This is a genomic window from Nostoc paludosum FACHB-159 (assembly GCF_014698835.1).
In the GTDB taxonomy this organism is placed as follows: Bacteria; Cyanobacteriota; Cyanobacteriia; order Cyanobacteriales; family Nostocaceae; genus Nostoc; species Nostoc paludosum.
Genome location: NZ_JACJTU010000048.1, coordinates 1 through 22,702, shown reverse-complemented (window position 1 = coordinate 22,702; position 22,702 = coordinate 1). Strand labels below are relative to the sequence as shown.

The 22,702-nt window shown below is 40.1% G+C and carries 23 protein-coding genes; 12 read left to right on the top strand and 11 right to left on the bottom strand.

Going from position 1 to position 22,702, the window contains the following annotated elements:
- Positions 1–15: 15 nt before the first annotated feature.
- Both H6H03_RS31160 and H6H03_RS31155 read left to right on the top strand, forming a co-directional pair.
- Positions 16–648, top strand: coding sequence for an AAA family ATPase (locus H6H03_RS31160; protein ID WP_190958911.1), 633 nt, complete (start codon positions 16–18; stop codon positions 646–648).
- Positions 648–1,253 carry a hypothetical protein gene (locus tag H6H03_RS31155; protein ID WP_190958910.1) on the top strand — a complete coding sequence of 202 codons (606 nt, stop codon included), beginning with the start codon at positions 648–650 and terminating at the stop codon, positions 1,251–1,253. Before H6H03_RS31160 ends, H6H03_RS31155 begins: the two co-directional genes overlap by 1 nt.
- Positions 1,254–1,495: 242 nt before the next feature.
- Here the strand turns inward: H6H03_RS31155 and H6H03_RS31150 are convergent, their stop codons facing one another.
- Positions 1,496–2,515, bottom strand: coding sequence for an acyltransferase family protein (locus tag H6H03_RS31150; protein WP_190958909.1), 1,020 nt, complete (start codon positions 2,513–2,515; stop codon positions 1,496–1,498).
- 275 nt (positions 2,516–2,790) lie between these two features.
- On the opposite strand from H6H03_RS31150, the gene H6H03_RS31145 reads away from it, so the two are divergent.
- Positions 2,791–3,153: a hypothetical protein gene (locus H6H03_RS31145; protein WP_190958908.1), complete on the top strand. Its 363-nt coding sequence runs from the start codon at positions 2,791–2,793 to the stop codon at positions 3,151–3,153.
- 72 nt (positions 3,154–3,225) lie between these two features.
- On the opposite strand, the gene H6H03_RS31140 is transcribed toward H6H03_RS31145, so the two are convergent.
- Together H6H03_RS31140 and glpX are read right to left on the bottom strand one after the other, a co-directional pair.
- Entirely contained in the window at positions 3,226–4,512 is a 1,287-nt protein-coding gene (locus H6H03_RS31140; protein ID WP_190958907.1) for a glutamyl-tRNA reductase, read from the bottom strand.
- Between the two features lie 217 nt (positions 4,513–4,729).
- Positions 4,730–5,767, bottom strand: a complete 1,038-nt coding sequence (gene glpX / locus H6H03_RS31135; RefSeq protein WP_190958906.1) for a class II fructose-bisphosphatase — start codon at positions 5,765–5,767, stop codon at positions 4,730–4,732.
- Positions 5,768–6,082: 315 nt separating this feature from the next.
- On the opposite strand from glpX, the gene H6H03_RS31130 reads away from it, so the two are divergent.
- The 5 genes from H6H03_RS31130 to H6H03_RS31110 all read left to right on the top strand — a co-directional run bounded on the left by H6H03_RS31130 (position 6,083) and on the right by H6H03_RS31110 (position 9,756).
- Positions 6,083–6,655, top strand: a complete 573-nt coding sequence (locus H6H03_RS31130; RefSeq protein WP_190958905.1) for a DUF981 family protein — start codon at positions 6,083–6,085, stop codon at positions 6,653–6,655.
- A 55-nt stretch (positions 6,656–6,710) separates the two neighbouring features.
- Complete coding sequence (grxC, locus tag H6H03_RS31125; RefSeq protein ID WP_096537198.1) at positions 6,711–7,016, top strand: glutaredoxin 3; 306 nt, start codon at positions 6,711–6,713, stop codon at positions 7,014–7,016.
- A 373-nt stretch (positions 7,017–7,389) separates the two neighbouring features.
- Positions 7,390–7,875, top strand: a complete 486-nt coding sequence (gene tadA, locus H6H03_RS31120) for a tRNA adenosine(34) deaminase TadA (protein WP_190958904.1) — start codon at positions 7,390–7,392, stop codon at positions 7,873–7,875.
- A 112-nt stretch (positions 7,876–7,987) separates the two neighbouring features.
- Entirely contained in the window at positions 7,988–8,743 is a 756-nt protein-coding gene (locus tag H6H03_RS31115) for a lysophospholipid acyltransferase family protein (RefSeq protein WP_190958903.1), read from the top strand.
- A gap of 407 nt (positions 8,744–9,150) precedes the next feature.
- A complete protein-coding gene (locus tag H6H03_RS31110) occupies positions 9,151–9,756 on the top strand; it encodes a hypothetical protein (RefSeq protein WP_190958902.1) in 606 nt (201 codons plus the stop codon).
- Positions 9,757–9,943: 187 nt separating this feature from the next.
- Here H6H03_RS31110 and H6H03_RS31105 read toward each other — a convergent pair whose 3' ends face one another.
- The 3 genes from H6H03_RS31105 to coaD all read right to left on the bottom strand — a co-directional run bounded on the left by H6H03_RS31105 (position 9,944) and on the right by coaD (position 11,645).
- Positions 9,944–10,264: a Ycf66 family protein gene (locus H6H03_RS31105; protein WP_190958901.1), complete on the bottom strand. Its 321-nt coding sequence runs from the start codon at positions 10,262–10,264 to the stop codon at positions 9,944–9,946.
- A 251-nt stretch (positions 10,265–10,515) separates the two neighbouring features.
- Positions 10,516–11,184, bottom strand: coding sequence for a DivIVA domain-containing protein (locus H6H03_RS31100; RefSeq protein WP_190958900.1), 669 nt, complete (start codon positions 11,182–11,184; stop codon positions 10,516–10,518).
- The gene (gene coaD / locus H6H03_RS31095) at positions 11,094–11,645 is read right to left on the bottom strand and encodes a pantetheine-phosphate adenylyltransferase (protein WP_221708624.1); all 552 of its coding nucleotides are present in this window, start codon (positions 11,643–11,645) and stop codon (positions 11,094–11,096) included. The genes H6H03_RS31100 and coaD overlap by 91 nt, the downstream gene beginning before the upstream one ends.
- Positions 11,646–11,942: 297 nt before the next feature.
- Between coaD and lgt the strand changes: the two genes are divergently transcribed.
- The 4 genes from lgt (at position 11,943) to rlmN (ending at position 15,470) form a co-directional block, all read left to right on the top strand.
- Positions 11,943–12,818, top strand: a complete 876-nt coding sequence (lgt, locus tag H6H03_RS31090; protein WP_190958899.1) for a prolipoprotein diacylglyceryl transferase — start codon at positions 11,943–11,945, stop codon at positions 12,816–12,818.
- 222 nt (positions 12,819–13,040) lie between these two features.
- Entirely contained in the window at positions 13,041–13,829 is a 789-nt protein-coding gene (cobM, locus tag H6H03_RS31085; RefSeq protein WP_199339151.1) for a precorrin-4 C(11)-methyltransferase, read from the top strand.
- A gap of 117 nt (positions 13,830–13,946) precedes the next feature.
- Complete coding sequence (locus H6H03_RS31080) at positions 13,947–14,300, top strand: phenylpyruvate tautomerase MIF-related protein (protein WP_190958897.1); 354 nt, start codon at positions 13,947–13,949, stop codon at positions 14,298–14,300.
- A gap of 78 nt (positions 14,301–14,378) precedes the next feature.
- Entirely contained in the window at positions 14,379–15,470 is a 1,092-nt protein-coding gene (gene rlmN, locus H6H03_RS31075) for a 23S rRNA (adenine(2503)-C(2))-methyltransferase RlmN (protein ID WP_190958896.1), read from the top strand.
- 469 nt (positions 15,471–15,939) lie between these two features.
- Here rlmN and H6H03_RS31070 read toward each other — a convergent pair whose 3' ends face one another.
- From H6H03_RS31070 to glyQ, 5 genes are all read right to left on the bottom strand, one after another.
- Positions 15,940–17,040: a tetratricopeptide repeat protein gene (locus tag H6H03_RS31070; protein WP_190958895.1), complete on the bottom strand. Its 1,101-nt coding sequence runs from the start codon at positions 17,038–17,040 to the stop codon at positions 15,940–15,942.
- Positions 17,041–17,356: 316 nt separating this feature from the next.
- Positions 17,357–17,659: a hypothetical protein gene (locus H6H03_RS31065; RefSeq protein ID WP_190958894.1), complete on the bottom strand. Its 303-nt coding sequence runs from the start codon at positions 17,657–17,659 to the stop codon at positions 17,357–17,359.
- Between the two features lie 232 nt (positions 17,660–17,891).
- Positions 17,892–18,362, bottom strand: coding sequence for an NADAR family protein (locus tag H6H03_RS31060; RefSeq protein ID WP_190958893.1), 471 nt, complete (start codon positions 18,360–18,362; stop codon positions 17,892–17,894).
- Positions 18,363–18,518: 156 nt separating this feature from the next.
- Positions 18,519–20,876 (bottom strand): ComEC/Rec2 family competence protein, encoded by a 2,358-nt coding sequence (locus H6H03_RS31055; RefSeq protein ID WP_190958892.1) that lies wholly within the window; start codon positions 20,874–20,876, stop codon positions 18,519–18,521.
- 783 nt (positions 20,877–21,659) lie between these two features.
- Entirely contained in the window at positions 21,660–22,529 is an 870-nt protein-coding gene (gene glyQ / locus H6H03_RS31050; protein ID WP_190958891.1) for a glycine--tRNA ligase subunit alpha, read from the bottom strand.
- Positions 22,530–22,702: the final 173 nt, after the last annotated feature.

Below are 22,702 nucleotides of genomic sequence, written 5' to 3'. Positions count from 1 at the left end.
TTTCTACCTAAAGCAGTGTCAAAAATCATCGCTATTCTCAACGGTAAAGGAGGAGTCGGTAAAACGACTACCGCAATCAATCTAGCTGCAAACTTTGCGAAGAAAAAAAAGGTGTTGCTGATTGACGCAGATATTCAAGGTTCTGCCAGTTGGTGGTTCGGGCGTAGTCAGCAAGGAATGGGATTTGATTTATCTCAAGAAACAGATCCGACACTTTTAGGTGATTTAGGAAAAATAAAAGGTTACGATTTAGTAGTGGTGGATACGCCTCCCGCGCTGCGCTCTGAAGCATTAGTGGCGGTAGTTGCGATCGCAGATTATCTAGTTTTGCCTACACCCCCGTCTGCAATGGATTTAGCTGTCCTCGTGGAAACAGTCAAGGAAGCCGTTATCCCTTTGGGAACTCCCCATCGGGTATTGCTCACCAAAGTCGATACGCGCAGTCTAGGGGAAGCATTAGAAGCAAAAAAAACTCTGACTCGGCTAGGTATTCCTGCTTTTGATACCCTCATCCGCGCCTACAAAGCTCATGAACGAGCCGCGCTTGAAGGTGTCGCAATTACTCAATGGCGAGGAGGAAATGCACGGGAAGCGGAGATAGATTATCGCCGCGCAGCTGATGAATTACAGCGTGATTGGAGGAAATAATGGCTAAGAAACAAAGTCTGTCGGATTTATTACAACAAGAGGCACAAAAATTTACATCACCAGAGGATGAATCTGCGATCGAAGTTTCCGCAGAAGAAATTGTCCAAGAACAGGCTAAAACTGAAGAAGAATCTTCACCACCAACCCCCGAACCAACTACTACTAGACGCACAAATCCTACTAAAGCTGATTTAGAAGCAACTGTTAAAGAGTTGACAAACAATTTAGAAATAAGTCATCAAAAGCAAGCTGCTCTAGAACAGGAAATTGTTGATTTAAAATCAAAACTCTCACAACAAAAAACATTAGTCTCTGAACAGAAAACTCTAGCTGAGCAGCTAACACAAGAACTCGACGAAACCAAAAAAACAGCATTACAACTTGCAGAAGCAAATTCTCAACTCATAGAAGAAATTAATACCTTAAAACAAGCAGCAGAAACTAAATCTCAAGTTGCTGCCAAACAAACTAGTGCTATAAAACCAGTAAAAGAAACCTACAATCCACTAAGTTATAGAAAATCACATCGTTCATCTGAAAAACTAGCAGAAAAACAAACAGCAACAAATGACGATTTTGCAGAAAACACTTGGTTGTATGATTAGCACTACTACAGCCAGTTCAAAAATCAACAAGCTTGTACACTAAGCTCAAAAAAACAACAAAAAATACATCAATCATCACAATTTCAACTCAAAGGTTTGACCATTTATACAGAGGTTGAGTAGGGTAGCACAACTGTGCATCCCTACAGATAGTTGTAGTTAAAATAAAATAGCTCAACGATTCACTACGGTTCTTTAATTACAAGCTTTCATCCAAGCTTGGTATTGTTAATATCAATTTTTTAGCTAACAAATTGTTTTAAAAAAGTTAGCTTTAACAAATAAACACTTGCAAACGTAAAACATATCACGAAAAATCCTTCAATTATAAATATTGAACTTAAAGGAGTTCCAAAGACTCGTCCATCTATGCCAATTCTATAATGATTAATTAGCAAAAAAAATAAATATTGCCAGTATTTATGTAATGAAAATAAACCAAGAGAATATTTAGATAGTTGCTGTATTATGAAATTCTGTTTGATATCTTTTTGATTGTAAACATAACAGAAAATAGTCACGGCTCCACAAACAATGGCAATTCTTCCATAAATATTTAAATAATAGCCGTAATTACGCAAATACATATCATGGAAGGAAAACAATATATATGCAATTAGATAATAAAATTTAAAACTTAATATCTTATTATTAAAATTAGCTAAATAGAAAGCGATAGGAACATAAATAACAAAATTAATTAGCCAATGGTAAGGAATACTAAAATTGACTAAAAAACAAGTTTCAAAATAAAATAAACAAAATATTATTATTGTAAAAGATAAAATTTTTCTTAAATAACCAGACTTAATAAGTTGATATAAAAAGGCAAAACTTATCAAACAAGTTAAATTAAATAGAAAATAAAAAACTGAATCACCTACAAATGGTAAACTTGGCTCTAAACCTATAAACATTTGCCAGGAAAAATTAGGAGATTCTCGCGTAAAAATAACAAAAAATATATTCTGAACAATCATCCAAAATAAATAAATTTTAATTAATTTAGTCAGCCTTTTTCGTAAATATTTTATATCGCTAGATTTTTTAAAAAATAAGTAAAGAGAAACAATATAAAAAATTGGAACCGCTGTTAAAGATAATTGTAGTTCTAAATCTCTGATAATTTTAGCAATCATCAATACAGGAATTTGGTTAGAATCATCGATAATAAATTGAAATGGTCGTAAATGCCAGATAAAAACAAAAGTAATACTTAAAGCTTTTAATGTATCCAGGCTATTATTTCTTTCTACTCGCATACCTATTTTTTCTCTTAATTAACTTTATCTGAACCGTATTGAGATATATACTTCCCTAAAATTCTGCGAAATTAACACTTACAGTACATTGTAGCTTGGTGAAGTACAGATAATCGTAGGGGCGCTAAGCTTGGCTTGGCACCCCCTACCCGTGTACTTCATTTACCTGAAATATGCTGTTGGAATCTGCTGTGTTAAGTCGTGAAGATTAATTGATTCTGCTGAGTGGGAAATATAACTATGTAAATGTTGCCTGCATCTGGGAAATTTATAATATGGGACTCAGATATAATCCAATATTTGTTTGGCTAACTTTACCTTTAGCCATTTGCACGCTATTAATAGCATTAATGATAGGTAAAGGATTGTTAGTTTTATGTGCTATTGTACAAATAGTATGGTCTGTTTTAGTACTACAAAATCCGGTATGTTTTGTTTATAGTACAGAGATTGTTGAAAAGAATTTAGCAGGGATGAGTTTTGTAAAATATCGCTTTGACGGCTATAGAGACTTATTAATAGAAAATGATAGTCTTTATTTATTTCAAAACGGTAAAAAAATTAAAGTTATAAGTAAATTCCTTTATCATCCACAAGATTGGAAAGCAATGGTTGAAGATATTACGAGTAATCAATAGACCTCTTGCAAAAATGGTTTTGCAAGAGGTGAAAAGGAAAGAAGAAGGAAAAAGCCGCGGTTGTTATTCGCTTTAACTAAATTGCTCGCCTGCGTCTAAATTAAACAGCATTTGTAGAGTTTGCATACAACGCCGTCTGGCTTCCACATCTTGCTGCGATCGCAGTTGCACCATCGGATCGTGTAAAATTTTATTAACAATGCCTCGTGTTAAGGCTTCGATCACCTCTTGATGTTTTTCTGCGAATTCCGAACCTAATCTAGACAAAGCTTTTTCTAATTCTTGTTCCCGAATAGTTTCCACTTTATTTCGCAGACAGCTAATAGTAGTCACAGTTTCTAAACTACGCCACCAAACATCAAAAGCTTCCACTTCTTCTTCTAAAAGTCGCTCTGCTTCCTGTGCAATTTTCCGACGGCTTTCGTAGTTTTGTGCCACCACAGCCTTCAAATCATCCACGTTAAACGCCTGGACATTTGCCAATTCATTTACGTCTGTATGAACGTTGCGCGGCACAGAAATATCAAATAACATCAAAGAGCGCTGAGTTTCTAAAACCATTTCCAATTTGGCACGGTCAAGAATTGGCTCCGTAGCAGAAGTACTTGTAAACACCAAATCGCTATCGGCAATTACTGTCATCATTTCCGAGAGCGTGTGAATTTGAATAGGTTGTCCGGGGAACTGTTTGGCTAATTCTTGGGCGCGTTCGCGAGAACGATTGACAATGCTAATCTCTACTGCACCTTTAGAAAGCAGGTGTTGTACTAGCAACCGTGACATTTTCCCGGCACCCAAAATTACCACTCGGCAAGCAGCTAAATTTGCTACTTTCATTTGTGCTAATTCCACAGCTGCCGAACTGATAGAGACAGCGCCAGTACCAATACTAGTTTCAGTGCGAACTCGCTTGCCAGCTGTTAGCGCTTGTTTAAATAATCGATTCAAAATGGTTTTTATACCGTTATATTGCTGTCCCAATTTGTGAGTAGTCTTCACCTGAGCCAGAATTTGACCTTCTCCGAGTACCAGACTATCTAAACCGCCTGCTACCCTCATCACATGCATGACTGCATCATCATGCAACAACATAAACAGGTGTTGTCGCAGAGAAGTTACAGGCAATTTGCTATATTCTGCAAGAAATTGAGTTACTTCCCGAATACCTTGGTCTGTTTCGCTGGTAACAATGTAGATTTCCAGGCGGTTACAAGTGCTAAGAATTGCAACTTCGTCAATATGGGGAAAACTGCTAAGATGAGCGATCGCACTTTCAATTTGTGGTTCTGGAATGCTCAATTTTTCCCGGACTTCTACTGGGGCTGTTTTATGGCTTAACCCCACCACTGCTATATTCATTTGCTAAATCGTAATTACTAATTGGTAGTTGGCAATAAGGCATTGAGAATAGGGAATGGGGAATTGGAGGTTGTTGCTTGGAAAAACTTCCAAGCAACAAACAAAAATCCATCGCTAACTACTAACTACTAACTACTTTAGGGATGAAGCATTTGAGTGAATATGTTTCACTTTTAATGTTTTGCCCTTAGTATTTACATTCCCCATTCGCCAAAAATTAGTGCAGTTGGAGGGTCTTCGGTTCGCCAAACATGTGGATTGTATCAACAAACCGAGCTGTTTTCGACTGGTTAGAAATTACCAAGCTTTGAGTTCTTGCTCCGCCGCTGAAAAAGCGTACACCTTGCATGAGGTTACCAGAGGTGATGCCGCAAGCAGCAAACAAAACAGTTTCACCAGATGCGAGCTCGTGAGCATCATAGACTTTATCGGGGTCATTGATACCCATAGACTTCAAGCGATCGAGGTTGGCTTGTTTGCTTTCTCCAATCAGACCTGTTTTCACTATTTCTGGATCGTAGATCAGTTGACCTTGGAAGTGTCCGCCCAAAGCACGCATAGCAGCTGCCGAGATTACACCTTCAGGAGCCGCACCGATACCCATCAGAGCGTGGATATTAGTTCCGGCAAATCCACAAGATATGGCTGCACCAACATCACCATCAGAAATCAGTTGTACTCTTGCTCCAGCCTGACGGATTTCTTTAATTAAATCATTGTGGCGATCGCGCTTCATAACCACGATTACAAGTTCTTCAATAGAGCGCTCTAAACACTCAGCGAGAATCTTGAGGTTTTCCGTTGCTGACTTGTTGATGTCTACCTTTCCCTTAGCTGCGGGAGGTGCTGCTAATTTCTTCATGTAAAAGTCAGGAGCAGCAAATAATCCGCCCTTTTCAGAAATTGCCAATACAGCCATTGAACCAGGTTGTCCGTAGGCTACCAAGTTCGTACCTTCACAAGGGTCAACCGCGATGTCAATTTCAATTAGTTCATCTGGGTTACAGAAATCTTTAGCATCTGGTTGGGTACAGATACCTACTTCTTCTCCGATGTAAAGCATGGGAGCGTCATCGCGTTCGCCTTCCCCGATAACGATGCGACCGCGCATGTAGATTTTATTCATCCGTTCCCGCATCGCTTCCACAGCTACCTGGTCAGCAATGTTTTTTTCACCTTTGCCCATCCACTTGGCGGATGCGATCGCTGCTTGCTCTACTACCTCAATAATCTCTAACCCAAGTGTATTTTCCACAGAGTCTGCCCTCTCAACTGCTTGAATTTGCGTTACTTTATCTGGCTATTTCAGTCTTTAAGTCTACCAAAGGGCGGTTACCAAATTTCCATTACAAATGTTAACGAAGTGTCAACTCCCAATTTATTGAGAATAATGTCAATAAACTTTAGACACCCTCACCTTCATTTTAACCATGTACTTGTGAGGATTAATACCTCAAATTTGTAAGGTAAATGTTAATCTGTCTTTATCTGTGATTTTAAATATTTAAAAATATAACGGTTTAACTTGGGATAATTCATATCAACCCAGAAAAGCATTAAGAGGTGAATTGTGTTTATCGACTACATCACACTCATGTTAATCAACATGGTAGCTGGCTTATTTATACTAGCTGACTATGTATACCGTGGGTTAGATAGCTCACACCAAAAACAGTGGATTCCCGGTTTTGGAATCGTAGGTGCGATCGCCTTAACAACTGGTTTACACATGAATTTCACCTGGCCGGTTCCTGGTAGCTTTAACATTGCCTTCGGTGAAACAAGTGTTTTATTTGGCATTTTGTTTGTTGCTGCGGCAATTGCTTTGTCTGTTGGTTGGGATTTATTCACAATCGCAGTTTACGGTTTTTTTGCTGGATTAGTGGCGATCGTCATTGGTATCCGAATTATCAACTTAAATATGACAAAACAACCGTTACTCTCAGGAATCGGTTTTATCTTAACAGGATTAGGTGGTATATTTGCCGCGCCTACTCTCTATTGGAAAACTAACCGAACTTGGCGGCTAATTGGCGTTGCCGTATTAATAGTAGCCGCTTTAATTTGGGCACTTACTGGATATTTAGCTTACTGGAGTCATTTAGAAAGTTTCCAAAAGTGGGTTCCAATACCAATGCGGTAAGTAATGCTAGGAATGATCTAGGCTAGAAACATAGTTAAAATCTTGCTTTAGAAATATGCTGGACTTTCTAAATCCCCTTTTGAATCGCCATCCAGAGCGAGTTAAAGCCAACGTGGAAATTTACACATGGCAAACTTGTCCTTACTGCATTCGTGCCAAGATGCTGCTGTGGTGGAAAGGTGTAAACTTTACCGAGTATAAAATCGACGGCGATGAAGCAGCTAGAGCGAAAATGGCAGAACGCGCTAACGGACGCCGCACTGTACCACAAATTTTTATCAATAACCAACACATTGGTGGTTGCGACGATCTTTATCAGCTAGATACACAAAGCCAACTCGATCCTTTGTTAGCTCAATAGTAATTGGGCATGGGGCATTGGGCATTGGGCATTGGGCATCGGGAATTGAGAGTCCTGACTGTTGACTGTTGACTGACCACTTAGGGGTTATTTATCGCAGAAAGCAGGAAGCTCCAGAGGGAGCAAGGGTTTAAGACCCCACCGTTTATACGGCGCTTACAATTGGGAGCCAGTCCGCCCTTGGTGGTTCCCCCCGTTGTAGGAACTGGCGTGAGGCGTCTGAATCCTCTCCCAATTGTTCCTTCTGCCTCCTGCCCCCTGCCTCTTGCCTCCTTCAATCTCGTTGTCCCCGTTGCCTCCCCATCTCCCCATGCCCAATGCCCAAATTTGTTAAATTGTAAAAATTTGATGAAATTTTTATACTACTTAGAGGATGCTGAATAAATATGGTGATTATCTTATACATCAACAATGGATGAGTCGTGCCCTAGAATTAGCACAAGCAGCAGGTGAGGCAGGTGAAGTCCCCGTAGGTGCTGTTATCATCGATTCAACTGGGAACTTACTTGCGGAGGGAGAGAACAGAAAAGAACGCGACAAAGACCCCACGGCTCATGCGGAAATTCTTGCTCTCAAGAAAGCCGCCACAACTTTACAAAATTGGCATCTGAATGAATGTACCCTGTACGTAACTTTGGAACCTTGTCCAATGTGTGCAGGTGCCATTGTCCAAGCGCGTCTAGGACTACTCATATATGGGGTGGACGATACAAAAACTGGCGCAATACGTACAGTTATTAACATACCCGATAGTGGTGCTTCTAATCACCGCTTGCAGGTAATGGGAGGCATTCTAGAATCAGCTTGTCGTCAACAATTACAGTCTTGGTTTGTAACTAAGCGACCTAAGAGGAAGTAACAGACAGAGGTAAAACTGTCCATCCAGTACGGCACAAGTCATGCAAGAGAATCTACGGTGTAACTAGTCAGGCTTTTCGTTAAATTTTATCCGTCAATCAGCTGTCTCCATCATGATGGAATTTTACTCTTTATTCGATACTTGCCAGCACGCACCAGCAAATACTCAAGTAGATGATAGTACCTCAAGGGTTTCTCCTTGGTTAAGCCCTCTAGCGCATCTAATTGGTCGTCACTGCCTATTACCATTATTCTTTGGGCGAATTAGAATAACCGGACAAAAAAATATCCCTACAACTGGGCCTGTTATCTTCGCTCCTACCCATAGGGCGCGTTGGGATGGATTGCTAATACCCTACGCCGTTGCTGATTGTATGACAGCGAAAGACCTGCGGTTCATGGTCACTATTGATGAATGTCAAGGGTTGCAAGGCTGGTTTGTGCGACGTTTGGGGGGTTTTCCCGTAAATACTCGACAGCCGTCAATTCGCAGCCTACGGCATGGAGTTGAGCTGCTCAAACAGCGAAAAGCCCTGGTGATTTTTCCAGAAGGTAACATTTACCGTCATGCTCAAGCCCCTTTAAAGCCGGGAATTGCACGTCTGGCTTTGAGTGCTGAATCTTGTGATTCCGCACTGGGAGTAAAAATTATACCTATAAGTATTAATTACAGTCAACCATACCCTAATTGGGGTACAGATGTGAGCATTCACATTGGCTGTCCAATGAGAGTTAAGGATTACATACGTGGCTCAATAAAACAAGATGCTAAAAATCTGACAAGTGATTTAGCAAAGGCACTCCAACAATTAAGTCATCAAGAAACAGAAATTACTAATCACACATTTGCAGAAATTACTAATTCTTGAGCTTGTCAAGGGTCTCAAGACAGCTAATCACCGAAAAAATGCCATAACTGAGCAATTAGCCCTTTTAAGATTTAGCGCTAATTACTAAATGCTACATTTACCGTGCATCAACCACAAAAAAATTAGTAGTATTCTGCAACCTTTTGAGGAGCTATATGTATAGATTAGCCTTCATTCATGCAAGATTCAGCCAAATTGGCAGTTTTTGAGCAAATAACTAATTATTGACTGCCAAATAAGTCAGTGATGGAGATTATACAGGGGTAATGGGAACTATATTCAAGGAATTTTTAGTCTAAATCTGAGAAACTTAGTTATGTGGCTTTGGTTTGCCCAAGACCAAAACAGAGTTAAGATACCCGAAGTATCCATAACTTTTCTATATAGTTGTTGCACTAATTGACCCCATGAACACTGCTGCCGCTGTTACTTTGATGCACCGTGGTTTTTTATCAGTCTTAGCAGTCCTCAGCTTGCTATCACCTGTGAATGCTCAGGTATCACAGTTACCAGGCACTAATAGCCAACCACAACCCATCGATCCCAATGCTCCCAATAACCTCCGTCCGGTAACTCAAAATAACAGCCTTTTGAGCATTGAAGGGGGCGATCGCTTAATGAAAGATGCAGAACAAGCCGTTTCTGCTCAAAACTACACTTTAGCTGCAAAAAAACTCCAAGAAGCACGTCAGGTTTACAATCAACTATCTAATTTTTATCAAGACTTAAACTCTAGTTTTTCAGGAATTGACAATAGAGTTTCCGATTCTCAACGTCAAAAGGCTTTATTAACAGCTCAAAAACGAGATGAGGCCACCTTTCAACTAGCATTGGTACATCGCGCACAAAATCAGCCAGAATTAGCAGTGCCATTGTTGATTCAAATAATTAAAAGTCAAAACCCAACACGGGATTTAGGTAAGAAAGCCTATAAACAGTTGTTTGAATTGGGTTTTGTTGATTCTCCCTACCCAAGAGAAAGTAGTGGTTCATCTTCCTCATCTCAAAAATAACTAAAAATGGGGCATTGAGAGTGTTGACTGTTGGTTGTTCAGTGTTGACTGTTTAGTGTTGAGTGAGGAATTATTATTCTTTCCTTTGCCCCTCTGTACTTTATCCCTATGTCAGAGCATTTCCACTCGGCTAGTCTAAAATTAGGCTTGTGAGAATTTAACTGTCAGCTTCAACAGTCAACATAAATTATCTGTATACTGCATTAATCACAATATCTTTAATAGTAAGGTAAATAATTAATAGCAATAATAAAAATTGTTCAAATTGAATCAGTGGATCTAAACGCCAACCTTGATAAAATAATATTCCTCCGCATAATAACAAGACAATTGGCGTAAATATCGCTTGGATAATGTAAAGACCTAAAGCCCAGCCTCTAAGTCTGGTAATACGTTGAGCTAGCCAAGCCAATGTTAAAATAAAGTAGACAATTGCCAAAAGCAAATAAATAATTCCTATTAAACCAGCTAGATTTAATCCAAAGTTAACTTGAGCCAAAGTAAGCATTTATTAATAATCCTAGCTTAATTCAAAGTCAAAATATTAAACCTAATTACTAGTTAAATAAAGCAAAATTTAAAGGTTTAAATTTAGAATAAATCTTATTTTGTAGGCTATTTGCCTATTTTAAATATTAAGTTGATTTAGCCTTTATTTTATTAGAGATTAGAGAAATATAAAGACTTTTTTGATAAGAATTGTTGGGTTAAGCGCTAGCAAAACCCAACTGACAATTCTTGCCCATTTTCTCAGAACCTTTATCTCTTATAGCCAGGAGGTGAATTGCGCTGCGTGAGGTTATCAACTTGGAGTTGTTGTCGTCCGTTGGTGATAATTCGCAACATTTCTTTGAGATCCTGCTCAATATTTTCTAGGACACCATCGGCATATGCATCAGCGCCGTCTTCAATTTCTTGAGCGTGAGCGATCGCTGTTTGTCGCATTTGCTCTAACTCTTGCTGACAAGCATACCGCTTGCGCTCAATTTCAGCCAGGGTTTCCTGCATGATTGCATCGCACTCTTGTTGCGCTTGCCGCCGAATTTGTTCAGCTTCTTGTTTTGCCTGTTGAATAATATCGCTTTCAGCTAAAATTTGCGCTTTTTTTGCTTGGGCGGCTTCAACAATTTGCTGTCCGTATTCTTCTGCCTCTAGGAGAATTTCCTCCTTTTGTTCCAGGATTACTGCTGCTTCCTGAAAAAGCGCTGGCAAAGCAAGCCGGATGTAGTCAAGCTGATCTAGCAGTTTTTCTTCATCGATGAGTGTGCGTCCCGTCAGAGGAATCCGGAGACTAGAGAGAACCATTTCCTCTAGGCGATTGAGTTCCTCCTGAATATCTATGCTTCCCTCTCCGCCGACATGCTCTTGAGGGGGGGGGTTGCTTCCGTTGAGATTGGGTTCAACATTGGAGAGTTGTGATTGTAGCATTGGTATATATCTAGGGCAATGTGTGGGGGAACGAGATGATCGATAGAGCCACCAAACCTTGCAATCTCTTTTACCACACTACTACTTAAAAAACTATACTCATTTGAGGTTGCCAGAAAAACTGTTTCTATTTGGGTAGAAAGAGTTTTATTTGTGTGAGCCATTTGCAGTTCCACTTCAAAATCTGACACAGCCCGTAAGCCTCGTAGCAAAACTTGTGCATGTCGCATTTGGGCATAATTGACGGTCAGACCGTCAAAGCTGTCTACTTCTACATTAGGTAGATGTTGTGTAGAAAGACGGATCTGATCTAGCCGTTGCTGAACACTAAAAAGTGGCATTTTATTGGGGTTCCGCAGTACAGCGACAATTACGCGCTCAAACAGCCGACTGCCCCGCTGGATGAGATCAAGATGTCCCAAGGTAATGGGGTCAAAGCTGCCAGGATAAATCGCAATCACAATGATATATCAAACTTAATTTAGGTGATTATATTGAAACTGTATTGCGTAACTTACTCAAATGTATCATCTTGCACTCTCAGCAAGAATGCTAAAGTCAATTGTTCTGGTGGCACAAGTTATGCTCAACTAGCCGTTAGGAATTAGACTCCTAAATATGGATGCTGGATTTCTACCTGTGTCTTCACAATAATGTTGTAGAGGATTTAAGGTTAGTCTGGTATTCCAGACCTAAGAAACTCCGTACTTATTAACAAAGTGCGCGGTTAGTTAACGAACTCTTCTAGGTAATTTTGCATGGCACTGGATTTTTCCACCTTGCCCTTGGCGTTTCAATTTACTTCTCCAGGACCGATTCTGGTGAGAATAGGGCCATTGACTATCCGCTGGTATGGCTTGTTGATTGCCACAGCAGTGTTAATTGGCGTCATGCTTTCCCAATATTTGGCAAAGCGCCGTCATGTTAATCCGGAGTTGCTGAGTGATTTGTTCTTTTGGTTGTTAATTGGTGCAATTCCGGGGGCACGGCTATATTACGTTTTCTTTGAATGGCCAAAATATGCCTCAACTCCAGAAAAAATCTTTGCTATCTGGGAAGGAGGTATTGCTATTCACGGCGCAATTATCGGTGGAGTTTTGGCAGCATTAATTTTTGCCAAACTCAAGCAGGTTTCTTTCTGGCAACTGGCAGATTTAGTCGCGCCTTCGCTGATTTTAGGGCAAGCGATCGGACGTTGGGGCAATTTCTTCAACTCGGAAGCTTTCGGCGATCCTACTGATTTACCTTGGAAGCTATATATTCCGCCAGAACGCCGTCCCCTAGAATATGTTAATTTTGATTACTTTCATCCCACCTTTCTCTACGAATCTCTGTGGGATTTAATGGTGTTTGCGCTGCTAATAACGTTGTTTTTCCGGTCTTTATCTGGCAAGCCACGCCTGAAAGTAGGCACGCTGTTTCTAGTTTACTGGCCTGCCTACAGCTTAGGACGCCTGTGGATTGAAGGATTTCGTACTGATAGCTTGATGCTTGGTCCTCTGCGGATGGCACAAGTAGTGAGTTGTCTAGGAATTCTATTGGGATTATTTGGATTAGCTTGGCTTTACTTACTCAAACGCCCTTTGCCTGATGTAATTCCTAGTTCTAAGGGAGATGGGGAGATGAGGCAATGAGGGACTGGGGACTGGGGATTTGGGAAGAGTTTTCCTAACCCAATGCCCTATGCCCAAAAATAAAAAATGCCCCAGAGTTTTCTCTAGGGCTTAACCAGGGTGCATCTACCATTACTCTCTACTAATGAAAGAGGGTAAATCCGGAAAGATACTGAAGAAAATAACAAAAAAAATTTTTGAGGATTTGCTGTGTGTGCTTCTCAAGGTAAATATACAGAAAATTTGAGTGATAAAAAAACACTATACGCAGTAGAACCTTCTGTGTACATTGTGGGAGCAGGCCCCGGAGATCCCGATCTATTAACGGTGAAGGCGCAGAAATTATTGGCTGTTGCTGATGTAATTTTATTTGCTGATTCTTTAGTTCCAGAACAGATTTTAGAAATTTGCCGCAAAGATGCTGAAATCGTGAGAACTGCAAATCAAACTTTAGAAGAGATTGTGGCAATTATGGTGGAAAAGGTGCGATCGCAACACAAATCTCTAGTCCGTCTCCATTCCGGCGATCCCAGTCTCTACAGTGCTATCCACGAGCAAATGCAACTCCTAGCACAAGCAAATATTCCTTTTGAAGTCATACCCGGTATCAGCGCTTTTCAAGCTGCTGCTGCCAAACTCAAAACAGAACTGACTGTACCTGGTTTAGTCCAAACCATCATTTTGACGCGCATCAGCGGACGTACAGAAGTCCCCGCCCCCGAAGAATTAACTTCCCTCGCAGCACATCAGGCTAGCCTCTGCTTATATTTGAGTGCGCGTCATGTCGAAAATGCCCAAGCCAAACTACTCGAACACTACTCACCCGAAACCCCAGTGGCAATCTGCTTTCGCGTGGGATGGCCGGATGAAAAAATTAAGGTTGTCCCTCTCAATCAAATGGCAGATTCTACTCATAAAGAAAATCTGATTCGCACCACACTTTATATAATCAGCCCAGCACTGTCGCCAGCCACAGGGCGATCGCGTTTATATCATCCCGAACATAGTCATTTATTTCGTTCGTCTCATTGAAGATTGGGGATTGCGAAAGTGTTCTAAAATTTGGGAGGAGTTAAAGTAAATTCCATAATTTTGCAGCTTCTGACCTAATCCCCAGTCACTAATCCCCAATCCCCAGTCCCTTTTCCTATGCCATTAATTAAAGTCCAAACTTCTGCATCTGCTCCTCAAAAAGCTGAAATTGAGTCAATGCTTTTGAGTCTATCAGCTAAGTTAGCAAAACATTTAGGAAAACCAGAATCCTATGTGATGACTGCTTTTGAACCAGAAATTCCTATGACATTTGCAGGTAATACAGACCCAGTTTGTTACATCGAAATTAAGAGCATTGGCACGATGAAGCCAGACCAAACTAAAGCAATGAGTGAAGATTTTTGCCAGCAGATTAACCAAACTTTGGGTGTGCCGAAAAATCGAATTTACATAGAATTTGCAGATGCTAAAGGTGCAATGTGGGGCTGGAATGGCAGTACCTTTGGTTAATTTCTCGTGTTCTTTGATGAAGACGAACTCAATCTGGCAGGTGTAGGATAGAGATCCAGCATCAACTCGTGATTTTTTATGTCTGCTACACCTCTTGTATCTCAGGTTGACTCACAGAACCCAGTCAAATCAGCATTACTTCCTCCCCTACTTGGTGCAAGCGTCGCCGAATTAACTGCTTGGGTGCAAGAACAGGGACAGCCTGCTTACAGAGGAAAGCAATTACATGACTGGATATATCAAAAAGGTGTGCGATCGCTCTTGGATATTTCTGTGTTCCCGAAGCAATGGCGAAAAGAAGTCGCAGAAATTCCAATTGGGCGCTCAACTTTACACTACCGCTCTGTAGCACCTGATGGCACGGTGAAATATCTTTTACGATTAGCAGACGGGCAAATTATTGAAACTGTTGGTATCCCCACCTTCGGAGAAAGAGGAGATGGTCCAAAATCTCGTCTGACAGTTTGTGTTTCTACTCAGGTAGGTTGTCCGATGGCGTGTGATTTCTGCGCTACTGGTAAAGGAGGCTACAAGCGCAACTTAGCACGCCATGAAATTGTCGATCAGGTGTTGACTGTACAAGAAGATTTTCAACAACGGGTTAGCAATGTGGTATTCATGGGTATGGGCGAACCGTTGTTAAACACTGAAAATGTGCTAGCAGCACTGAAATCTCTCAATCAAGATGTTGGTATAGGAGCGCGATCGCTGACTGTTTCTACAGTTGGTATTCGCGATCGCATCCGTCAGTTCGCCCAACACCATTTGCAAATCACCCTTGCGGTTAGTCTCCATGCCCCCAACCAAGCACTTAGGGAACAACTGATCCCCAGCGCCCGTGCTTACCCTCTAGAAGATTTGCTGGCTGAATGTCGGGAATATGTGGAAATCACTGGACGCCGTGTGACTTTTGAATATATCCTCCTGGCTGGTGTGAATGATTTGCCAGAACATGCATTAGAACTCTCGAAATGTCTGCGGGGATTTCAAAGTCATGTGAATTTGATTCCTTACAACCCCATCCAAGAAGTAGATTACAAACGCCCCAACCGCGATCGTATTCAAGCATTTCTCAATGTCCTCAAGCAACAACAAATTGCTGTTAGCGTTCGTTACTCCCGTGGTTTAGAAGCTGATGCTGCTTGTGGACAACTCAGAGCAAGTAAATAGACCAGAATTCAGAATTCAATAGTAAACAGCCTTCATAATCTTCTAAAAATTACGCCAAATTAAAAAATGATTGCGATAGATATAGTGCAATACAGTTCAGTTAAGCATTTCTTTCTTCTCTTTGCGTCCTTGGCGTCCTTGGCGGTTCGTTAAAAAAAAAGAGTTTTGACCTTAACTGAACCGTATTGAGATATAACGCTTGGCAATCAAATGAGGTACAGAAATTTGTAGGGGCGCAAAGCTTTGCGCCCCTACCTTGTAATAAAACCAAATTCGCCAAAGCTATTTCTAATCTAAAATCCAAAATGGTATCAAGAGTTATTAATTAACTTTTAGATAAATCATTTATAAGTATCTAACTATACAAAATATAGCAGGCTTGAATAAGTGTGAATTACACTATCTAGCTCTCAAAACTACACTAAAAGTCTATTCTAATTCTGAATTCTGACTCCTGAATTCTACTGTATTAACTATTTGGAGATGTCCCTTGTTGGTATTGCATAGCTTTGGCATAATCGCCCAAGGCATAGCAAGCGACTCTTAAACTGGCAAGGGCTTGTTCTTCACTGCGCCGATCCTTGAGTGTCCTAGCTAAAAGTAAACGTTCTTCGTAATATGTAATTGCTTTGTGATGATCCCCCAAAGCTTCACAAGCAACTCCTAAACTACCTAGAGACTGTTCCTCGCTACGCTTGTCTTGAATTTCTCTGGCTAATTGCAAGCGTTCTTCATAATACTTAATGGCTTTGATATAATCACCCAAAGCATAACAAGCATTACCTAAGTTTTTTAGTACCTGAGAAGCACTGCGAACATTTTTTAAGGAGCGTGCTAGTATTACACATTGCTCATAGTAGGCGATCGCTTTTGGATAATTGTCCAAAGCGTACCAAGCATTACCCAAATTCTTGAGTACTTGTTCCTCACCCCAATTATCTTTGAGTTCGCGCACAATTTCTAGGCTTTGCTGCTGATACTCAATGGCTTGTGTAAAGTTGCCTAAAGCTTTATATACTAATCCCAAATTATTTAGTGCTGCTACTTGACTGCGTTTGTCTTGTAGCTGCTGGGTTATTTTCAAACACTTTTCTAGAAATTCAATTGCCTTGTTATGGTCGTTGAGGTGACGGTACGCATTGCCTAAATGGGAAAGTGCTTGCATCTGCAATGGTAAATCTGAAGCCTCCTGACTTAAAGACATACACTGTTGAGAATAGGAGATAGCATTTTTATAGTCTCCTGCGCTGTAACTTACCAATCCTAAAAAAGAAAGTACTTGCGCCTGTTTTTGTAAATCCTTAACTCCTTGAAATAGTACCAAGGATTGTTGTAAAGATTTCATCGCTGCAATTAATTCACCAGCTTGCTGCTGTTGAATACCTTGCCGTAATAGTTGAGATGCTTCCGATAAATGTTCGTCGCTTTCCTGTAATGGTGGTATTTGTGCTTGTGAACCAGAGTCAAATTCATGGGTAATTGTATTGCGCTTCACTGATTTTAGGTGTGTTATGGGTAATTTCAGGGGGACTGTATTTTTCGCTCTATGATTCCATACGTCTCTAGACATCAACCCCCCTCCTGTTTAGTCTGGTGGTAAGTCTAGTGTTCCCAAAACCACAATTTATCTTTCATGAAGCTGGTTTACTACAGCCTGGATACAAAATACTTGTATTGGAAACATGCCAGTTTGATGTGGCTAGCATTGAATACCTTCATTGACGATACCAACGGTCAGAGTTAATCGATGAAGCGATCGCTACTTGATTTTCCATTACTCAACAAGCATAACTATACTTGTCACTCACTTAGTCTACAAGCAATCAAAATTAAGTAGCTTAAACTAACAGACTGAAGTTGGCCAACACACTTTTAATTAATAACCTTTATCTATTTATTGGTATTTTTGTATTCCAAACTTGTTCAAATTCTCCCTTTGTAATTTCAAAGTCGCGTATATCATCTTCAGCTATTGGCTGATCGCATAACATTCCATAATCATCAGCAATATGGCTATTATCATAAAATAATACATTGCCATTTTCATAAACTTCTATTTGTCTGACTACATGGCAATTCTCATCAATTTCCATAAAGTAGGTGCTAGTACCCCAAGCATCAAACTCACCTCCAAGGGACTCATCCCAGAACCATTTGCAATATTTCTTAGTTTTTACTAAACGAGACATAATTACTTTATTCCTTAGAATAATTGCTGGTTTTCAGCTACTTTAGGAAAATAGAGGGTTTGCCAGGTTTAGGCAATTATATTTTTCAAACTCAAAAATAAAAACTTTTTGTTAGATAATCTACAAACTAGAAGTTTTGCTCAATAAATTTGACTGTTTGGCTTTTAGTAACTTATCCTTCAATTTCTATTTTAATAAACTGTTCTTCAGGCAAGCATTCGTAACAACAAGATTATTTTACTGTACCATTATCAGCATCAGTGCTGTGGGTATAGCGGAGCATATCCCGGACTTCCATCAAAATTTTTCCTAGCATGTTTTTACCACTACCGTCAGCCCCGCAACCCCAGTAAAAATCGATGGGAGAGTTTTCAACAATTTCTTCATCGCCTGTGGAAAGTAAGATATCTCTAATATCTGTATGAGTTTGAAATTTACGTACTACGGCATGGCGCATAATGTTATCTTTAACTTGTTCCCAGTCTTGACGTAAAGGACGGGTTCTTTCACGGCCCATTCTTGCAGCATCTTTAGGTGTTTTAACCAAGCGGATTTGTTCTGCATGAGGTGTACCGACGAATTTTTGTGCTTGAAAGTAGTGTTCGCTAGTCGGCCAATACAATCCATCTAACTCGAACCCGTGGGATGAGAAATTAGAGAAGCAGCCATATTGTTCGCGAGTGCTGTAAAAGTAGATAGTCATAGAATTTAGTAACACTGGAGTATAAATAAATAGTAATAGCGATCGCTATTCCATTAACTAAATTTTTTAATAGCAATATACTATTATATAGCTTGCCGTTAATAGTCTTGATTCACAAAAACTAGCGCTTTTAAATTAAATTATTTCTTAACTATTTTATAAAACAGAAGACTGATTTTCCGGTGCTTCAATAAATGCCTCAAACTCGCGATCTGGCGACCATTGAATAGCACCATCTCGTCCTGTAAAAAATAATTTAGTTTGACTCTGATTAAGTTCAGATAAAGTTTTTTCATCCAAGTTTGCAGCAGAAGCGATCGCCACTTGTGGTTGCAGAGCAACAACTAAATTTTTTAAAGACTGAGGGGCGCACCAAAGCACTTGTGGACGAGGTAAACTTCCGTTTTTAACTAATTCTTGTACCTCTTGAGACTTGATATTACCTACTAATAACCAGTTCCGATCTAAAATTTGTAATTGTAGAATAGGTAATTCATTATTGATTAATTGTGCCACTATAGAACCAGCTTGCACAGCTTGACCAACTGCTAAAGGTTGGTAAGAGCCTTGATGCTTTTGTAGTTCCTCTTGGATTGCCTGAATAGCAATAGAATTTTCTGGTTTTGGGGAATATTCATAAAAGTTTTTGATTGGTAAACGTTGGGCTAATTCAAACCAAGCATTACTTTCATTGCCTTGAAAATCAGTAGCGATCGCCCAATTAATTTGATTGACACCCTGCTGTTGTAAAAACGGTAAAATTGTGAAACGTCCTGTACCTTCATCACCACTATTAATCAGAGTTACTGTTCCTTTGTCTTGAATGACTATAATCGGTTCCGTAGCAGACTCTAATATCGTTATCCTAAATAATGTATTGGCAGAATGCCAAAGGGGGACGATCACTAAACCAATCGCAATTATACTAGCAAACCACCATCGTTTCTGCCACCAACCTACTAGCCAAACTAAGATAATTAATCCATAAATTGCCAGCAATTGCCAAGAAGATATGCTACCTACGGCAACCGAATTTCCTGGTAAATTGCTAAAAAACTCTACTAGCTTAATTAACCAATCAGTGGGGTAATGCAACAAGCCAGCGAAAAAGCTTCCTGCTTCAGTCCAAATTAATGCTGCTAGGGCACTAATGATGCCGCCTATACTAATAATAGAAATGAATGGAGTACTAAGTACATTCAGTAATAAACTATAAGTTGGTACAACTCCAAAGACAAAAAGTTGCACAGGTAAAGTCCAAATAGTAGCAGCTAAGGGAACAGCAATTAAAGAAGCGATCGCAGGTGGTAACCAATTTAACCGTTCAATAATTGGCGTTACTGTTACAACTAATCCCAATGTTGCCAAAAAACTCAATTGAAAACCTAAATCCCAAATCCATAGTGGATTAAATAGTAATAAGAGCGTTGCTGCTAATAACAGCGAACCTAACTGTTTTACTTTCCTTTTTAATAACAGACCAATTAATGCTGCAAAACCCATAATTACGGCTCTCAGAACCGCAGGTTGAAAACCTGTTAAACTCAGAAAAATAATTAAACCCAAAAACCCAAGCGTAAATTGCATTCCTTTTTTTGTACGCTTTGTTAGCTGTAATATCACACCTAAAATCAACGAAGTTTGAAATCCAGAAGCGGCTAAAGCATGAGCTAATCCTGCTTGTACGAATAAATCGCGGATATCGTAGGGTAAATCCACAGCTTTGCTACCTAAAACCATTGCACTAACAAGAGAACCTTCTGGAATACCTAAATTCCGAACTTGCGATCGCACAATTCGCTGCCGAATTTGCCACCAGCCCCATGTACGTTCTTGTTCCAAAACATTGATTTGCCGCCCAATCAAACCAGCAAATGTTCCCTCTTGCTTGAGAAACTTTTGAAAATCAAAACCACCAGGATTCAAAGCCGCCTTTGGTTTATATAAAATCCCAGTTACCTGGATTTGTTGACCAGGGTATAAACCAGTAGCTTGAAGAATCGGTACTGTTACATATAATTTGCCTGTCACTCCTTTTGGTACACCTGCTGAGCCTTTTTCGTTTTTTACCTCATCTAACTGAGTCGCTTCCAGCCAAAATTGTCCTCGCTGACTGCGAGTTAAGCGGGGATTACTGGCCACTTCCCCACGAACAATCACAAGCTGTTCTTGATTACTACTATTTCCAGGCGGAACGAACTGACTAATATCTTTTGTACCTGGTTGTGGTACTCGCCATTGAAAATAAAGAGTTGCCAACAATCCTACTAACCCAGCAGCTACCCATATTCTTGGATGAGGAATACTTTGCCAAGTGTTAAGCACTGTCTTGGCTTTGCCTCCAGCATTCTCTGGCTTCTGAGCAAGTTTCCGTGAGATGATGTAAGATTTTCTAAAAAAAATCGCTCCTATTATTCCCAAAATTAAAATCCACGCGCCACCCCAAGGAATTGCCGTAAACAGCAACCCGATAACGTAGCCAAGACAAATAATTGCACCACTAGTTTGAATCATAATATTTTTTGTAAAAGCACCTAATACAAAGAATCGGTAGCTGACTGAAAAATAATAAGGGCAACACTAATGAAAAATTGGCATTGCTAAATTTGAATAAGAATCATCATAAAAGTGTCAATATGTTCCAATAAACTTCACCTCAGCGGTTCTTTCTCTCTTTTCTCCAGAAGTTATGAGCAAAAGTCGGCGCTCAGACTTCTGCGCGTGTACTCTGTGTCTCTGTAGTTCGTTAAAAAAAATCACTTTGACAAAGACTGCTAGGCTTAACCCAAACGTATTAGAATATCCTATTTCTATCTGCGTCTCTGCGCCTCTGCGTGAACTTTTCATTTTTTTGATCGGCAACATCAGAAAATTCTTATGCTTGTGATGAAGTATAGTCCATTAAGTTTATACAAACAAAGCCCGCACAAGCGGGCTTTATTGTTGTAGCCTTGATGCTCTAAAGTCCAGATTTAAAGGTATTTCTAACCTTTAGCAATAGCCGCATCATCAAGATATGCCTAACTTAGAGAATGCAAAATTAAGGGTTTGCTAGCCTGCTTTTGCAGCTTTTCTCTCTGTCGCGACGATTTCTAGTCGTTGAGGCGAGTCTTTTCTACCAAAACATGAAAACATTACCCAAACAACATAAGAGGCAATTGGAATCAAAAACAGCCAATCAATAATATAGCGGTAACCAGATTTAACTGTAGAATCTGAAACAGGTTGTAGATAAGACGGGCTGTGAAACAAGTTGCTGCACAACTGGCTGTAAAACAGGTAGCTGTATGACTGGTTTTAAATTTTGAGCAACGGAAAACCTAACTTCTCCCTTTGCTCCACATATAAATGAGCCACTTTCCTTGCCAAATGCCGAATCCTGGCAATGTAGCGAGTTCTCTCAGTCACCGAAATCACACCTCTGGCATCCAGTAAATTGAAAGTGTGAGAACACTTCATTACATAATCTAAGCTAGGTAAGACCAATCCTCGCTCCGTCAATTGGTTAGCTTCCTGCTCATACAAATTAAATAGTGTCAGCAGTAACTCAGGATTAGACGCTTCAAAATTATAAGTACTTTGCTCAATCTCATTTTGCAGAAAAACGTCTCCATAAGTGATGTTATCCGTCCACTGGATTTTTGTAATTGCTTCGACTTGCTGGAGATACATAGTCAAACGCTCTAACCCGTATGTAATCTCAATTGACACAGGACGGCAATCGATTCCACCGCACTGTTGGAAGTAGGTAAATTGAGTAATCTCCATCCCATCTAACCAGACTTCCCACCCAGTGCCCCAAGCTCCCACCGTTGCATCTTCCCAGTTATCTTCCACAAACCGAACATCATGTTCTTCTGGACGAATACCCAAAGCCCTTAAAGAATCAAGATAAATCTCCTGAATATTATCTGGCGATGGCTTAATCAGCACTTGGTACTGATAATAGTGTTGAAAGCGGTTGGGGTTTTCACCATAGCGTCCATCAGTCGGACGACGACATGGTTCAACATAAGCAACAGCCCACGGTTCCGGCCCCAATGCTCTTAAAAATGTCTGGGGATTTTTAGTACCTGCCCCTTTTTCAATGTCGTAAGGCTGAGCGATCAAACAACCGCGATCGGCCCAGAAGTGATGCAACAAGGTTATTACCGACTGAAAATTCACGCTCTATCCTTCCTTAGTCAGCACATTGCATAAACCATTGTTGCTTACAACCCTACACTGTGGCGACTTACAGCGGCGTCAAAAAAAAAGGGCAAAAAAAGTTGTAAAAGTGGTTGACACTCTTAGAGAGGTTCGTTATATTGAATAAGTGCCTGACAGAGCGAAGCGAAGCG